The following is a 16,216-nucleotide window of genomic DNA, read 5'->3' as shown; positions in this document are numbered from 1 at the left end:
CTCTGTCTAAAGACTGGTCGTTTATCTGTTACCAGCCGATCTGCAAGCTGTAAAGCCTTTTCTATGAAGAAATTATAGCATTTTTTTGTTAAAATAGGAGCAAAGATTGAGAAAGAAGGCAAGTATGACCAAACTAGCCACCATCTGCTATATTGATAATGGAAAAGAGCTGCTTCTCATGCTCCGCAATAAGAAGCCTAATGATGTCCATGAAGGCAAGTGGATTTCTGTTGGAGGTAAGCTTGAAGCGGGTGAAACGCCTGAGGAATGTGCCCAAAGAGAAATTTTCGAAGAAACCCATCTGATCGTTAAGAAAATGGATTTTAAAGGCCTGATTACCTTTCCTGAATTCACACCGGGACATGACTGGTACACCTATGTCTTTAAGGTAACGGATTTTGAAGGCGATTTGATTTCTGATGAAGAGTCACGCGAAGGCACACTGGAATGGGTTCCCTATGACCAAGTTCTGTCCAAGCCAACTTGGGAGGGGGACTATGAGATGTTTAAGTGGATCTTGCAGGATGCCCCTTTTTTCTCAGCTAAGTTTACCTACGACCAATCAGGAAACTTGATTGAAAAAGCCGTTCAATTTTATGATAACTAAGGAATAACATGGATAAGAAAAACGAAAAATTTTATGAGAGTTGGTTTTATAAATGGGTCCTTGATAATCGCTTCGTCAGCAGTCTGATTGTGATCATCTTGACTTTTCTGGCTCTTTATCTCTTGACTCAAGTCAGCTTTATTTTTACAGCTTTAGCTGGCTTTGTTACCGTAGTTCTGTTACCGATTGTTATTTCGGTTTTGATTTACTATCTGCTTAAACCTCCGGTTCAATTTGTCGAACGCCATCTGCATGTCAGGCGAACATGGGCCATAAGTCTGGTTTATGTGTTGATTGTTGGTCTCTTGGTTTGGGGCGGTTCCAGTCTCGTTCCCATGTTACAGGATCAAGTTCTGTCTTTCATCAATAATTTGCCTCATTATATCAAGTCTGTTGAACATCAGATCAACCAAATCCTAGCTGATCATCGCTTTGAAATGATTCGCCCTCAATTGGAAGATTGGGTGAACAATTACAGTAGCAAGGCAGTTGATTATGCTGAAAATTTCTCTAAAAATATTGTCAGCTGGGCCGGAGACTTTGCCTCAGCCGTGACCAGGGTAGCTATCGCCATCGTGATGATGCCTTTTATCGTTTTTTACCTGCTGCGCGACAGTGACAAACTCAAGGGAAATATTCTTAAAACCATTCCAGTCAATTGGCGCAAGCCGATTTCTCGGATTCTCAGCGATGTCAATTCTCAATGGCAAGGCTATGTGCAGGGGCAAGTAACCGTAGCCATTATTGTTGGGATCATGTTCTCCATCCTCTTTTCAATTATCGGTCTGCGCTATGCTGTAGCATTGGGAATTTTAGCAGGTTTTCTCAATATGATTCCCTATCTTGGTTCCTTCTTAGCTCTGATTCCGGCTATGATTCTAGGGCTCGTTGAAGGACCTTGGATGCTGGTTAAAGTTTTGATTGTCTTTGTTGTTGAGCAAACCATCGAGGGACGTTTTGTTTCGCCTCTAGTCTTGGGAACAAAGCTCAGCATTCACCCGATTATGATTCTCTTCATCCTTTTGGCCTCTGGTTCCGTCTTTGGTGTTTGGGGAGTGCTTTTAGGAATCCCAGTCTATTCAGCCCTGAAAGTTGTTGTCAAGGAAATCTTTGACTGGTATCGTGATTTTAGTGGCCTGTACAATGAAGAAAGTGAGCAAGACGACCGTGTTAAATAGTGAAAAAATGATTGCCTCTCTGGATCAGGGAGACTTGGAGCACGCTAACAAATATTTCAAGAGAGCCTTGGCTCAAGACGATGCCGAGACGCTTTTATCCTTGGCCCAATATCTCGAAAGTATCGGTTTTTTACCGCAAGCTAAGGAAATCTATCTGCAAGAGTTGGCTGCCTATCCCGAAGTAGCCATCAATTTAGCCCAAATTGCAGCAGAAGATGGCGAAATTGAAGAGGCCTTCGGCTATCTGGATACTATAGATCCAGAGGATCCTAATTACCTGTCTGCTCTCATGGTCATGGCAGATCTCTATGATATAGAAGGATTGACCGATGTGGCGCGTGAAAAGATGCTGGAGGCTTCACAAATCAGCGAGGAACCTTTGATTATCTTTGGCTTGGCTGAGCTGGATTATCAGCTGGGGAATTTTGACCAAGCGATTAAAGAATACGCCCAACTAGATAATCGTGAGATTCTGGGAACAACAGGTGTATCGACCTACCAGCGTATCGGCCGTGCCTATGCCAGCTTAGGAAAATTTGAAGCAGCTGTGGAATTTTTGGAAAAAGCAGTTCAAATCGAATATGAGGATGCAACTGTTTTTGAATTGGCAACTATTCTCTATGATCAAGAGGAATATCAGAAAGCCAACCTTTACTTCAAACAGCTGGACACTATGAACCCTGATTTTGAAGGTTATGAATACGTCTACGCCCTCTCTCTGCATGAAGAGCATAAGATAGAAGAAGCTCTTAAATTAGTCCAGCAAGGCCTGTCCAAAAATGAGTTTGACAGTCAGCTCTTGCTTCTAGCCTCCCAACTGTCCTATGAAAATCATGACAGCAAGGCAGCAGAAACTTATCTCTTATCTGCTAAGGATTTGGCAGAAGATCTAGAGGATGTTCTGATGCGACTGTCTAACCTTTATCTGGAAGAGGAGCGCTATCAGGGAGTCCTTGCCCTTGAGCAGGAAGATATTGACAGCGTTCTGACCAAGTGGAACTTAGCCAAGGCATATCAGGCCCTCGATCAGGAAGAAGAAGCGCTGGAGCATTTTCAAGCTATTGCTGATGACCTCAAGGACAATCCGGAGTTTCTGCAGGACTATGCCTACATTTTGAGGGAATTTGGCTACCGCGATCAGGCCCGTCAAATCGTCCAGCACTACCTAGAATTGGTACCAGATGATATGAATATGGCTGAATTTTTGGGGGAATAAGTAAAAATTGGTAATCGAAGGCTTAACGGCCTTCTTTTTTTATGGGATAATTTTTCAAAAATATGACAAAAATTACAATTATATGTTGAAAACGCTTTCTTTTATTGTTATAATAATCCTAGAGATTAACTTATAACAAAACAAATATTTTAGTAAGAAAGGAGATTAATTCATGAAAAGAGCTCCTATTTGGAATGAAAGACAACGTTTTTCCATTCGTAAATATTCCTTTGGTGCGGCCTCAGTCCTAATCGGTGCTAGTTTATTCTTCGGCGGTCAAGTACTGGCTGATGAACAAGCAGTGCCAGCGAGTCAGCCTCAAGACCAAACGGTTCAAACCACCGTTGCCGACCAGCCCGTTCAAGATGGGAATAGCTTAGCTTCTCAGACAGAAGACAGTAACACTGCAGTCCTTTCAGACAAGGCATCTGTGTCTCAACAAGCTAGTCAGGATTCAGCTCAGGCCACGGCAGAAACGTCTGCTCCCACAGACGCTGTGACAAGTACTGCAGCAGCAACGCCAGCTAGGGTGGACACTGCCACCCAGACGGATGTTATGCCCGCTCAGGTTGAGGCACAATCAGCAGTTCAAACGGTTAGTGTCACCTCACAGCAGAACGAAAGTTCAGCACCGACTCAAGCAAAGCCAGCTGTGACGAGAGCGTCTGTGGCGACAACGGTTCAAGCGGTTGGCAAAGATATCCCAAGTTCAGGCTATTATACCTATCCAGAGCGTACAGAAGTCAAGAATAGTCCCTCTGCCAGTGCGCCCCTCGCCTTTTACGCCAATGCTGGTGACCGTGTTTACTATGACCAAGTGCTCACTCAAGATGGCTATCAATGGCTGAGCTACAAATCTTACAGCGGCATTCGCCGTTATGCCAATATTGCAAAGCTAGAGGTTAAGGAAGTTCCAGCACCCTCAGTCCCTAAAACTCAGTCCGGAACCGGTGGCAAAGATATCCCAAGTTCAGGCTATTATACCTATCCAGAGCGTACAGAAGTCAAGAATAGTCCCTCTGCCAGTGCGCCCCTCGCCTTTTACGCCAATGCTGGTGACCGTGTTTACTATGACCAAGTGCTCACTCAAGATGGCTATCAATGGCTGAGCTACAAATCTTACAGCGGCATTCGCCGTTATGCCAATATTGCAAAGCTAGAGGTTAAGGAAGTTCCAGCACCCTCAGTCCCTAAAACTCAGTCCGGAACCGGTGGCAAAGATATCCCAAGTTCAGGCTATTATACCTATCCAGAGCGTACAGAAGTCAAGAATAGTCCGTCTGCCAGTGCACCCCTCGCCTTTTACGCCAATGCTGGTGACCGTGTTTACTATGACCAAGTGCTCACTCAAGATGGCTATCAATGGCTGAGCTACAAGTCTTACAGCGGTATTCGCCGTTATGCCAATATTGCAAAGCTAGAGGTTAAGGAAGTTCCAGCACCTAAGACAGACAATCAGTCAGCAGGAGACAGCGAAACTACTTTTCCAACCCTGCAGCGTTACACCTTCGATCGGGAAGTCGCGGTTAAAAACGAAGCCAGGGCAGCCGCTAAGACAGAGTTCACCTTTACCAAAGGAGAAGGGGTTAACTATGATAAGGAACTCAAGGCCGATGGCTACAAGTGGATCTCTTACGTTTCATACAGCGGTATCCGCCGCTATGTCATGCTGGACAAGCTGCCCAATTCTCAGCCATCAGAATCCAAACTGACCGGGCAAATCAGTGTTGAGAACCAAACGAGCCAAGGCTTTGATGTCAGGATTTCCAATGTTTCAGACAGCAAGGGTATCCTAGCCGTCAAGGTGCCTATCTGGACGGACCGAAATGACCAAGATGATATCATCTGGTATGACGGCGTTAAGCAGGGAGATGGTACTTACAAGGTAGCGGTCAAACTGTCTGACCATAAGAATGAAACCGGCACCTACAATATCCACCTGTATTATGTTGAAACTGACGGAGCTATGAAAGGGGTTGCCGCACAACAGGTTAAGGTGGCTGAACCTCAAGTTACCAGAACCGGAACCCTCTCCTTTAGTAACAAGGATAACGGCGACTTCGATGTCATCGTTTCGACTGTCACCGACAGCCAAGGACTTAAGGCGGTTAAGGTGCCCGTCTGGACAGATAGGAACGACCAAGATGATATCATCTGGTATGATGGCGTTAAACAAGCTGATGGGACCTACAAGGTCACCGTCAGAGTGTCCGACCATAAGAATGAAACGGGCCTCTATAATATCCATCTCTATTACCTAGAAAATGATGGCAAGCTGGTTGGTATAACAGGTCAGCAGCATCGCTCAGAAGCTAAGAAGATGGATAAACGGGTGACCGGAACTCTTGCTATTCAAAATCAGACTTCCGATGGTTTTGATGTCCTGATTACCAATGTGTCGAACAGCAACGGTATTGTAGCGGTCAAGGTTCCTGTTTGGACCAGCAATCGTGACCAAGATGATATTATCTGGTATGATGCTAATAAACAGGCCGATAATAGTTATAAAGTGACTGTGAAACTGTCTGAACATCAGTATGAGACAGGTACCTATATGATTCATCTGTACTATGTCGACAACAATAATAAGCTGGTTGGGGTAGCTGCCACCCAGACAACGGTTCCTGAGCCAACACCAGGAGAAAAGAAGAGCCCTTCTTATAATGGTTCTTACTATTATGTTGCAGGTAAGCATGGACCAATCCTGATTGTCAATAAAAAATATGCTCTGTCCAGTTCATACAATCCGGGTGAAAACGCCGTTGCCAAAGATGCTTTTGTTCGGTTGCGTAATGACATGATTAATCAGGGATACAATGTTGGTTATGCCTATAGTGGATTTAGAACGTATGACTATCAAAAGAATCTTTATCAATCTTACGTCAATCAAGACGGTCAAGCAGCAGCTGATCGTTATTCCGCAAGGCCAGGCTATAGTGAGCACCAAACTGGTCTAACTTTTGATTTAACCGATAGATCTGGTAACTTGCTCGAAGATCAAGCAGCAGCTCAGTGGTTAAGAGACAATGCCCATCGTTACGGCTTTATCGTTCGCTATCAACCTGGTAAGGAAAGCATTACGGGCTTTATGCAAGAGCCTTGGCATATCCGCTATATTGGTCAAGAAGCCCAAGATATTCACGAGTCTGGTTTGAGTTTAGAAGAATACCTAGGTGTTGAAGGCGGTGACTACGGCAGTCCAGCTAATTCGCCATTACAAAGTCACGCCCAAGCAAATGCTATTCCTTCTAGTGGCCGCTATACCTTTACCAGGGAATCTTATGTGAGGTCTGCTCCTAGCCAATCAAGTCCAGCTCTGGCAACCTATACTGTAGGTCAAAGTGTCAATTATGATAGTGTCAGAAATGCAGAGGGCAAAACATGGATTTCTTACATAGCCTACAGTGGCAACCGCCGTTATATCGCAATTGATTAGTTAAACAGTCCAGTGGACTGTTTAAGGGGGGCTTGAAAATGGAACTGCACCCCAAGATAAGGACCTCCAATCAGCAGTGGTTCATTGGTGCTAAAGCACCTAATGAACTGTGCAGGGGAAAGACTTCTTGGTAGAGCCAACAAGTCTTTCTCCCAACCACTGCGCTAAACTGTTATTACTGCAAAAATAGGAGGATGGAATACTTTTTTTCCAGCCTCTTTTTAATGCTCATTATTTCACAAACTTTCTAACTAGAAAATGTTAAAAAACGTGCTATAATTGATATACATTATGTAAAAAGTTAAGGGAAACTTTGTGAAATTTTTTAAATATCACAGGAGCTTCCTTTTTATTGTTAGAAAGTTAGGTAAGGATATGACAGAAGAACAGAACTACGGAGCTGACCTAGTAGTAGATAGTCTCATCAACCACGATGTCAAGTATGTCTTTGGTATTCCTGGTGCCAAAATTGACCGAGTTTTTGATACCCTTGAGGATAAGGGGCCTGAGTTGATTGTAGCCCGCCATGAACAAAATGCGGTCTTTATGGCGCAAGGGGTTGGACGGATTACAGGTGAGCCGGGAGTCGTTATTGCAACCTCAGGTCCGGGGGTGTCCAATATGGCCACAGGGCTAGTAACAGCTACCGATGAAGGGGATCCTGTTCTGGCTATCGGTGGTCAAGTTAAACGGGCTGACCTGCTCAAACGTGCCCATCAGTCCATGAACAATGTGGCCATGATGGCGCCGATTACCAAGTATGCCGCAGAAGTTCAGGAGCCTGATACGATTTCTGAAACTCTAGCTAATGCCTACCGCTATGCTAAGCTAGGAAAGCCGGGAGCAAGCTTCATTTCTATTCCGCAGGATGTGACTGACAGTCAGGTTTCGGTCAAGGCGATCAAACCCCTGACTGATCCTAAGATGGGATCAGCCTCGGTTGATGATATTAACTATTTGGCTCAAGCCATTCGCAATGCTGCTCTGCCTGTTCTTCTTTTAGGAAACGGCGCTTCAACCAGACGTGTAACGGCAGCTTTACGCCGTCTTCTCCAAGCTGTTAAGCTTCCTGTCGTGGAAACCTTCCAAGGGGCTGGTATTGTTTCTCGTGATTTAGAAGAAGAGACCTTCTTCGGCCGGGTTGGCCTTTTCCGCAATCAACCGGGGGATATGTTGCTTAAACGTTCCGACTTGGTTATCGCAATTGGTTATGATCCCATTGAATATGAAGCTCGTAACTGGAATGCTGAAATCTCTGCCCGCATTGTCGTGATTGATACTGATACGGCAGAAATTGATACCTATTTTCAGCCTGAGCGGGAATTGATTGGTAATATTGCAGAAACCATTGATCTGCTGTTACCAGCCATTTCCGGCTATAGACTGCCCGAAGGTTCAGTTGAGTACTTGCAAAATCTCAAGAAAGAAGTTGTTCAAGACCTCAAGTTTGATACGAAGTCTAAAACTGGCCTCATCCATCCTCTGGATGTCATCGAGGTTTTGCAAGATAATGTTGCTGATGATATGACGGTTACTGTTGATGTTGGCAGTCACTATATTTGGATGGCCCGTTACTTTAAGTCTTATGAAGCCCGTCATTTGCTTTTCTCAAATGGGATGCAGACCTTAGGTGTCTCTCTGCCTTGGGCAATCTCGGCAGCTCTCTTGCGGCCAAATACCAAGGTGGTCTCTATCTCTGGTGATGGCGGTTTCCTCTTTTCAGCTCAGGAATTGGAAACAGCTGTCCGTCTCAAACTGCCAATTGTTCATCTTATTTGGAATGATGGTAAATATGACATGGTTAAATTCCAAGAAGAGAAGAAGTATGGCCGTTCCTCAGGGGTTGACTTTGGCTCGGTTGATTTTGTAAAATATGCAGAGAGTTTCGGAGCTAAGGGCTACCGCGTAGATAGTAAGGAAAACTTCCAAGCTACCCTCAAACAAGCCCTAGTTGATGCTGATCAGGGACCTGTTTTGATTGATATCCCAATTGACTATAAGGATAATACCGCCTTGGCTGAAACTATTTTGCCGGAAGAGTTTTATTAATATTTGTAGTTAGATTGACGCTTGTAAGCAGTTATAATGACGGGTTCTTAAAAAGAAAGAAGGATATAAACGACATGGCAGATGTCATTAAATTATTTCAGTATAATACCTTGAATGCCCTCTTCGCAGGTCTCTACGATGGTTCCATGACCATCGGAGAATTGCTTAAGCATGGCGACTTGGGTATTGGTACACTTGATTCCATTGATGGAGAACTGGTTATTCTCGATGGCAAGGCTTATCAAACCACTAGCAAAAATGGCAACCTTAAAGTTGTTGAAGTGAAGCCAGATACCAAGGTTCCCTATGCTGCGGTGGTTCCCCACCATGCAGAGGTGGTCTTTAAACAGCGCTATGAAACAACGGATAAGGAGCTGGAAGATCGGATTGAATCCTATTACGATGGAGCAAATCTTTTTCGTTCCATTAAAATCAAGGGACATTTCAAACACATGCATGTCCGCATGATTCCAAGAGCTCAAAGTGGAGAAAAATTTGCGGAAGTTGCTACCCGCCAACCCGAGTATACGGCTGAGGATGTCTCAGGAACCATTGTTGGTTTTTGGACACCTGAGATGTTCCATGGAGTCAGTGTAGCTGGCTATCACCTCCACTTTATTTCTGATGACTTAGTTTTTGGCGGTCATGTCATGGATTATGTCATGACTGATGGGACAGTAGAGATTGGTCCGGTTGATCAATTGGACCAACGCTTCCCAGTTCAGGACCGCAATTATCTCTTTGCGAAATTTAATTTGGATGAATTGAAGGAAGACATTAATAAATCTGAATAACAGAAAAAATCTGGCCTGATAAAGCCAGATTTTTTAGGTATTATTTAGTCTACTTTTTTATTATCAAAGATGAAAAGTTTGCTCAAAATATAATTGATTAAAATGATTAAGATCTGACTGATAGCTCCGACAATGCCGTTAACCATAGCAAGGTTATCATTGACAAACTGGCCGACTAGATGCGGAAAGCTATTGACGAAGATGAAGGTCATACCAAAATCAAGCCCCAGAGTGAGCAGGCGGGCAGTGACAAATTTGATAAAGCGGCCAAACCAACCAGATCTAGCTTGATTGAAAACCCAAATATCATTAGTCACAAAGGCGAAAATAATAGCGATAGCATTAGCTGCAACCGTCGTTGTCAGGGGCATGCGCAAAAGAGCAAAGAGGCCAACTCGGCTAATCATATAGACGATGGTGGTCAATCCGCCGAAAAAAAGATACTTCATGGCTTCATTATTCCAAGCCCAAATAATGAGAGATTTAATTTTTTTCATATCATTACTTTAGCATAAAAGCGATGGATATGCTAGAATGGGCAGTAAAATTTAAAATTAAAATAAAAGGAAAATTCTTATGAAACGTTGGCAGGCCCCTTTGATTATAGTATGGCTGGTTGCATTAATCATTATCTTTCCAGGTAACTGGGTGCTTTCGTTGTATGGTCTAGCTTGGGAAACAAGGGTTATGCATATCGGTTTGATTTTGCTGATTTCCAGTCCAAGTTTGGTCTTGCTATTGCTCGGTAAACTAACTTGGTGGAGAAGCTTCCTTCTTGCTGCCGTTCCGACCTTGATTGTTTTTATTCTGGTGACGACTTTTGGGATTTCTCCTTTTTCCAACTACCGTGACCAAGGAGACTATCTCATTAGTGAAGAAGGGCACTTTAAGCGAACTCACGATGACTATCATATTAAGCAGAAGTATTTTATTATGGAAAAAAAGGTCGTCAAGAAGGTTAAACTGGATTAGAGTAACTAAGGGGCGCTCTAAGAGAACGTAATCAGTTGAAGGCTGAGCCAGTCAGGCTGCCTTCTTTTTTAATGAGACTTGTGCTATACTAAAAAGGCTGGCTTTCAGCCCTTGGTGCTTAACTCTTTTCACCAAGCATATTTTAAGCGGTCATCCCGCTAAAGGAGAATAAATAAGATGAAATTTTCAGTCCGTGATTTGGTGCAAATTGCCTTAGTGGCTGCCCTCTATTTTATTTTTACGGCCATGCCTCCCTTTAATGCTATCAGCTACGGCGCTTATCAGTTCCGCCTATCTGAAATGCTCAATTTTTTAGCTTTTTATAAGTCAAAATATATTATCGCCCTAACTCTAGGCTGTGCTATTTCCAATTTTTATAGCTTTGGTCCTATTGATGTTCTTGTCGGCAGTGCACAAACCCTGCTGGTTGTCAGCCTAGGTGTCTATCTTTTCAGGAAATTTATGGATCAAACTGTTTTGGGTTACAATCTGGCCTTTTTCTACTTCAATCTGCTCTTTTCATCTAGCATGTTCATCATTGCTGCAGAATTGAATATTGTCAGCCATGTCCCATTTTTCTTGACTTGGTTGACAACAGCAGTAGGAGAATTTGCCTCTCTGTTAGTTGGCGGCTACCTCATCAGCCTACTGGCCAAACGTATTGATTTAACAAAATGACAAAAAGCCTTCTCAGAGGGCTTTTTGTCTTAATTCCCTTCTTATTTCATGATATAATAAAGATACTATGGAAAATCGTATGAAAGAGCTGGTTGCCCAGCTGAATCGTTATGCTCGCGAATATTACACTGAAGATAAGCCGTCTGTTTCAGATGCTCAGTACGATAAACTTTATCGAGAATTGATTGACTTAGAGCAGGCTCACCCGGAGCTCGTTCAGCCTGATAGTCCCACCCACCGAGTTGGCGGTTTGGTGCTAGAAGGCTTTGAAAAATACACTCATGAGTATCCGCTCTTTTCTCTGCAGGATGCCTTTTCACGTGAGGAGCTGGACGATTTTGACCGTCGAGTTAAGTCGGAGTTCCCTTCGGCTTCCTACTTGGCTGAGTTGAAGATTGACGGTCTGTCCATCTCTCTTACCTATATTGATGGCCAGCTGCAAATCGGGGCTACCAGAGGGGACGGAACGGTTGGAGAAAATATTACTGAAAATCTCAAGCGAATTCCAGACATCCCCTTAAGTCTGCCTGGTGGTGAAACCATTACGGTGCGTGGTGAAGCCTATCTGCCAAGGACTTCCTTTGAAGCTATCAATGCTAAAAGACGAGAAGAAGGTCAAGATGAATTTGCTAATCCAAGAAATGCAGCTGCTGGAACTCTGCGTCAGTTAGATACCTCGGTTGTTGCCGAAAGAAAGCTAGCTACTTTCATCTACCAAGAGGCTGGCGAAACCAATTTTCCCACCCAAGAAGCCGTCTTAGAAGGGTTTGCTAAACTGGGTTTTGTCGTCAATCCTCGTCGGATCGTTACCAGCTCCATGGATGAGATCTGGGATTTCATTCAAGCCGTACAAGCAGACCGTGAACACTTAGCCTACGATATCGACGGTATTGTTATCAAGGTTAATAGTCTAGCCATGCAGGAAGAACTGGGCTTTACGGTCAAGGCTCCTCGCTGGGCTATTGCCTATAAGTTTCCTGCTGAAGAAAAAGAGGCTAAAATCCTCTCGGTTGACTGGACTGTCGGTCGGACAGGCGTTGTTACACCCACAGCTAATCTGACTCCCGTTCAATTAGCAGGTACAACAGTCAGTCGGGCCACTCTCCACAATGTTGATTATATTGCCGACAAGGACATCCGTCTCGATGATACGGTTCTGGTCTATAAGGCTGGCGATATCATTCCAGCTGTTCTCAATGTTGTCATGGAGAAACGGCAGGATCAAGTACCTATGACGATCCCGCAAACCTGTCCATCTTGCCAGAGCCAGCTCGTGCATTATGAAGATGAAGTTGCCTTACGCTGTGTCAATCCTCGCTGTCCGGCTCAGCTCAAGGAAAAACTGATTCACTTCGCCAGCCGCGATGCTATGAATATCACGGGCTTAGGCCCCTCAATGATTGAAAAAGTGTATCAGGCTGATTTGGTTCAGGATGTGGCTGACCTCTACCAGCTGACAGTTGAGAACTTGCTGACTTTGGACGGTGTGAAAGAGAAGTCAGCTGGCAAGCTCTTCCAAGCCATTTCAGCTTCTAAGGAAAATTCGGCCGAAAAGCTGCTCTTTGGCTTGGGGATTCGCCATGTTGGTGCCAAGGCCAGCAAACTGCTTTTAGAAAAATTCGGCTCCTTAAACGCTCTCATGGTGGCTGGATTTGATGCTATTGCTGAAATTGAAGGACTGGGTGGTGTCATTGCTCAGTCGCTCCAAGATTATTTTGCGACCGCCGGAGCCAAACAGCTAATGGCTGAATTAGAGGCAGCAGGACTTAATTTTGAATATCTAGGTAAGCGAGTAGCCGAGGATGCAACCTTGTCAGGAATGACCGTTGTTCTGACAGGTAAGTTGGTCAGCCTCAAACGCAGTCAGGCCAAAGAAAAATTAGAAAATCTAGGTGCCAAGGTCACCGGTTCAGTATCTAAGAATACGGATATTGTGGTTGCAGGAACGGATGCTGGCTCTAAGCTGACCAAGGCTCAGGAGTTAGGCATTACCATTCGCGATGAAGAATGGTTGTCTAATTTATAGGAGGAGAAAATGCGACGAAAACGTGCCCGCCTGATTTATAATCCAACATCAGGTCAGGAAATTATGAAAAAAAACGTAGCCGAAGTCCTTAATATTTTAGAAGGCTTTGGTTATGAAACCTCAGCTTTTCAGACAACCCCCGAACCTGACTCGGCTAAGAATGAGGCAACTCGGGCAGCTAAAGCTGGCTTTTCTTTGGTTATTGCAGCTGGGGGAGATGGAACTATCAATGAGGTGGTCAACGGCTTAGCGCCCCTGACTAAGCGGCCCAAAGTAGCTTTAATTCCAACAGGGACGACTAATGATCTGGCTCGGGCTCTCAAAATTCCTCGTGGTAATCCTGTTGAAGCAGCCAAGATTATCGGCAAAAACCAATTGATTCATTTGGATGTTGGCCGAGCTCATGGCGATACCTATTTTGTCAATATTGCAGCCGCAGGAACCTTGACCGAACTGACCTACAGTGTGCCAAGCCAGCTCAAGACCATGATTGGCTATTTAGCTTATTTAGTCAAAGGGGTTGAACTTCTGCCTCGAGTTAAAACAGCTCGGGTGAAGATTACTCATGACCAAGGTGTCTATGATGGTGAAGCTTCAATGATCTTTGCCGCCATCACTAATTCAGTGGGTGGCTTTGAAACCATTGCTCCTGATGCAAAATTAGATGATGGTAAATTTACCTTGATTATTGTCAAAACAGCTAATCTAATTGATATTGCCCGTCTAGTACGCAAGCTGCTTCAGGGCGGTAAACATATCGGCGATAAGCGGATTGAATACATCAAGACCAGTAAAATCGTCATTGAACCTCAGACTGATGACCGGATGATGATCAATCTGGATGGTGAATACGGCGGCGATGCTCCAATTACCTTGGAAAATCTAAAAAATCATCTGGATTTCTTCGCAGATACCGACGAGATTTCTGACGATGCCTTCGATTTAGATACTGAGGAATTAGCCCTTGAAGCCATCGCCCAGAAATTCTCCCACGAAGTTGATGAGCTTGGAGATGAAGATCAATAGAAAAAGCAGGTGCAGACCTGTTTTTTCTATTGATAGAGGTGTCGACATAGACCCTATTTTAGAAGACTGCCAAAGTCTTGGAATTCCAAGTAAAAAGCCGATGATGAGCACGAAATTCTAAGTTTAAACAAAAGAGTCAGGAGTAAGCCTTTACAAATTCGTGAAATCATTGACTTTCCCACCAAATAGGACTAAAATAACTAGGTAAAAAATTTTAAAGGAGAATTCTATCATGAATTTAACGATCTTAGGTCTCGGACTTGCCGTTATGGGTGTATCAATCGGTGAAGGTATCTTGGTTGCCAATATTGCTAAGGCAGCTGCTCGCCAACCAGAAATGTTCAGTAAACTGCAAACCTTGATGTTTACTGGTGTTGCCTTTATCGAAGGTACCTTTTTCGTTCTCTTTGCGCTTAGCTACATTGTGTAAACTTAGCCAAATTTTAGAGAAGAAGGAGGGATAAGGATTGGAATCTACAACTAATCCAAGCGTATCTTTTTTAGGTATCACATTTGATTTGACCATTTTAGGTATGTCTCTCTTGACGGTCTTGGTGATTTTTTTCATGGTTTTCTGGGCCACTCGTAAGATGTCCCTTAAACCTAAGGGAAAACAAAATGTCCTTGAGTTTTTGTATGAATTCGTCAATAACACGATTTCGCAAAATCTAGGTGGTTATACTAAAAATTATAGTTTGCTCCTCTTTGTCATCTTTACTTTTGTTTTCACAGCTAATAATATTGGCTTGATTACAGCTATTAGGACAGGGAAACTAAATTTTTGGACATCACCAACTTCAAACTTTGGCGTTACCATTACTCTCTCTTTGTTGATTGCGCTTGTCTGCCATGTTGAAGGCGTGCGCAAAAGGGGCGTTAAGGGTTACCTCAAGGGTTTCCTAGCTCCTTACCCAGCTATGTTGCCCATGAATATTTTGGAGCAATTTACAAACATTGCGTCTCTGGCTCTGCGGCTTTTTGGTAATATCTTTTCTGGTGAAGTTGTTACTGGCCTAATTTTGAAGTTAGCTATGGTCTCCATCTTTACAGGACCTCTGGCCTTTGTACTCAATTTGCTCTGGGTTGCCTTTTCAGCCTTTATTGGCTTCATTCAAGCCTATGTCTTTATCATCCTTAGTTCCAACTATATAGGTGGTAAAGTTAATGATTAATAGAGAAAGTGAGGAGAAATATGTCTATACTGATTAATAGTACAACCCTTGGTAATATCATTATTACGACCGGTTCTGTCCTTCTCCTGCTTATCTTGATTCGTAAGTTTGCTTGGAAGCAGCTTACTGGAATCTTTAAAGCACGTGAGGAAAAGATTGCTAAGGATATTGATGATGCTGAAAATGCTCGTCAACAAGCTGAAAGCTATGCCCAAAAGCGTCAAGCTGAACTGAATGCTGCGAAAGATGATGCCGCTAAAATCATTGATGATGCTAAAGAAACGGGTCAAGCTCAGGGAAGTAAAATTGTCGCAGATGCGCGTGCAGATGCTGAGCGCCTGAAGGAAAAAGCTAACCAAGATATCGCTCAAAATAAGGCAGAAGCCCTTTCAAGTGTGAAGGGAGATGTGGCTGATTTGACTGTCTTGTTGGCTGAAAAAGTCATGGCCAAAAATTTGGACAGGTCAGCTCAATCTGATTTGATTGACCAATATCTTGATCAGCTAGGAGATGCCTAATGGATCGTAAAACACAAGCTCTTGTTGAGCAATATGCCGACAGCCTGAGTCAAGTGGCCCTTGAGAAAGGTCTTGTGTCTGAGATTCAAGAAGAACTCTCAACCTATTTGACAGTTTTCAAAGAGACCCAGCTCTCTGCCTACCTGTCAAGTCTTGCACTTGCTCGTGAAGACAAGGTCAGTTTAGTGAGAAGTCTTGAAGAGTTTTCATCACATTATTTGAAAAATTTCTTTGAAGTCATCTTGCTTAACGAACGTGAACGTTTGATTGAGCCAATCTTTCAAGCTGTTTCGGACAAACTGGTTCAAGCAACCCGTGAATTTCCTGTGACGGTGACAACTGCTGTCCCTCTGACACAAGAGCAGAAGGAACGGATTCTCAAGCTCAGTCACCAAAAATTCGAAATTAATGCCCGAGACATTATTGAAGAACTTGATGACGCAATCATCGGTGGCTTTGTCCTCAAGGCCAATAATAAAATAATTGATACTAGTATTCGCAGTCAATTACAACAACTAAAAAACAATCTTAAATAGAAAGTGGT

Annotated in this window: 14 protein-coding genes, 2 pseudogenes and 1 riboswitch; of the genes and pseudogenes, 15 read left to right on the top strand and 1 reads right to left on the bottom strand. The window is 43.6% G+C overall.

Translation table 11 applies throughout. The annotated features are described in order from the left end of the window. Window positions 1–124: 124 nt before the first annotated feature. The 7 genes and pseudogenes from ACFSN5_RS06285 to budA all read left to right on the top strand — a co-directional run bounded on the left by ACFSN5_RS06285 (window position 125) and on the right by budA (window position 9,280). Window positions 125–607: an NUDIX hydrolase gene (locus tag ACFSN5_RS06285; RefSeq protein ID WP_165329085.1), complete on the top strand. Its 483-nt coding sequence runs from the start codon at window positions 125–127 to the stop codon at window positions 605–607. A gap of 8 nt (window positions 608–615) precedes the next feature. After that, window positions 616–1,785 (top strand): AI-2E family transporter, encoded by a 1,170-nt coding sequence (locus tag ACFSN5_RS06280; RefSeq protein ID WP_165329084.1) that lies wholly within the window; start codon window positions 616–618, stop codon window positions 1,783–1,785. Next, window positions 1,775–3,001, top strand: coding sequence for a tetratricopeptide repeat protein (locus ACFSN5_RS06275; protein WP_165329132.1), 1,227 nt, complete (start codon window positions 1,775–1,777; stop codon window positions 2,999–3,001). Before ACFSN5_RS06280 ends, ACFSN5_RS06275 begins: the two co-directional genes overlap by 11 nt. Window positions 3,002–3,173: 172 nt before the next feature. Next, a pseudogene (locus tag ACFSN5_RS06270) lies at window positions 3,174–3,242 on the top strand (YSIRK-type signal peptide-containing protein); the annotation flags it as partial. A gap of 387 nt (window positions 3,243–3,629) precedes the next feature. Further along, a pseudogene (ldcB, locus tag ACFSN5_RS06265) lies at window positions 3,630–6,437 on the top strand (LD-carboxypeptidase LdcB/DacB); the annotation flags it as partial. 375 nt (window positions 6,438–6,812) lie between these two features. Further along, a complete protein-coding gene (alsS, locus tag ACFSN5_RS06260) occupies window positions 6,813–8,486 on the top strand; it encodes an acetolactate synthase AlsS (RefSeq protein WP_165213265.1) in 1,674 nt (557 codons plus the stop codon). A 74-nt stretch (window positions 8,487–8,560) separates the two neighbouring features. After that, entirely contained in the window at window positions 8,561–9,280 is a 720-nt protein-coding gene (budA, locus tag ACFSN5_RS06255; RefSeq protein WP_165213267.1) for an acetolactate decarboxylase, read from the top strand. A 44-nt stretch (window positions 9,281–9,324) separates the two neighbouring features. Here budA and ACFSN5_RS06250 read toward each other — a convergent pair whose 3' ends face one another. Continuing rightward, on the bottom strand, window positions 9,325–9,777 hold the full coding sequence (locus tag ACFSN5_RS06250) for a GtrA family protein (protein ID WP_165213269.1): 453 nt from the start codon (window positions 9,775–9,777) through the stop codon (window positions 9,325–9,327). Window positions 9,778–9,856: 79 nt separating this feature from the next. Here ACFSN5_RS06250 and ACFSN5_RS06245 point away from each other — a divergent pair, with 79 nt between their 5' ends. The 8 genes from ACFSN5_RS06245 to ACFSN5_RS06210 all read left to right on the top strand — a co-directional run bounded on the left by ACFSN5_RS06245 (window position 9,857) and on the right by ACFSN5_RS06210 (window position 16,208). Then, window positions 9,857–10,252, top strand: coding sequence for an ABC transporter ATP-binding protein (locus tag ACFSN5_RS06245; protein ID WP_165213271.1), 396 nt, complete (start codon window positions 9,857–9,859; stop codon window positions 10,250–10,252). 79 nt (window positions 10,253–10,331) lie between these two features. After that, window positions 10,332–10,427: riboswitch (PreQ1 riboswitch) on the top strand. Window positions 10,428–10,429: 2 nt separating this feature from the next. Next, complete coding sequence (locus ACFSN5_RS06240) at window positions 10,430–10,930, top strand: QueT transporter family protein (protein ID WP_165213273.1); 501 nt, start codon at window positions 10,430–10,432, stop codon at window positions 10,928–10,930. 67 nt (window positions 10,931–10,997) lie between these two features. Continuing rightward, window positions 10,998–12,956, top strand: a complete 1,959-nt coding sequence (ligA, locus tag ACFSN5_RS06235) for an NAD-dependent DNA ligase LigA (protein WP_165213275.1) — start codon at window positions 10,998–11,000, stop codon at window positions 12,954–12,956. 9 nt (window positions 12,957–12,965) lie between these two features. Then, the gene (locus tag ACFSN5_RS06230; protein ID WP_165213277.1) at window positions 12,966–13,982 is read left to right on the top strand and encodes a diacylglycerol kinase family lipid kinase; all 1,017 of its coding nucleotides are present in this window, start codon (window positions 12,966–12,968) and stop codon (window positions 13,980–13,982) included. A 232-nt stretch (window positions 13,983–14,214) separates the two neighbouring features. Beyond that, window positions 14,215–14,412: a F0F1 ATP synthase subunit C gene (locus ACFSN5_RS06225; protein ID WP_004229660.1), complete on the top strand. Its 198-nt coding sequence runs from the start codon at window positions 14,215–14,217 to the stop codon at window positions 14,410–14,412. A gap of 37 nt (window positions 14,413–14,449) precedes the next feature. Continuing rightward, window positions 14,450–15,154: a F0F1 ATP synthase subunit A gene (gene atpB, locus ACFSN5_RS06220; RefSeq protein WP_165213279.1), complete on the top strand. Its 705-nt coding sequence runs from the start codon at window positions 14,450–14,452 to the stop codon at window positions 15,152–15,154. 20 nt (window positions 15,155–15,174) lie between these two features. Continuing rightward, window positions 15,175–15,672, top strand: a complete 498-nt coding sequence (gene atpF / locus ACFSN5_RS06215) for a F0F1 ATP synthase subunit B (RefSeq protein WP_165329082.1) — start codon at window positions 15,175–15,177, stop codon at window positions 15,670–15,672. Continuing rightward, the gene (locus ACFSN5_RS06210; RefSeq protein WP_165329081.1) at window positions 15,672–16,208 is read left to right on the top strand and encodes a F0F1 ATP synthase subunit delta; all 537 of its coding nucleotides are present in this window, start codon (window positions 15,672–15,674) and stop codon (window positions 16,206–16,208) included. The genes atpF and ACFSN5_RS06210 overlap by 1 nt, the downstream gene beginning before the upstream one ends. The last annotated feature ends 8 nt before the right edge of the window (window positions 16,209–16,216 follow it).

It is taken from the genome of Streptococcus tangpeifui (assembly GCF_044503215.1).
GTDB classification, from domain to species: domain Bacteria; phylum Bacillota; class Bacilli; order Lactobacillales; family Streptococcaceae; genus Streptococcus; species Streptococcus tangpeifui.
The sequence above is the reverse complement of the archived record's forward strand: the minus strand, read 5'-3'. Positions and strand labels throughout refer to the sequence as shown.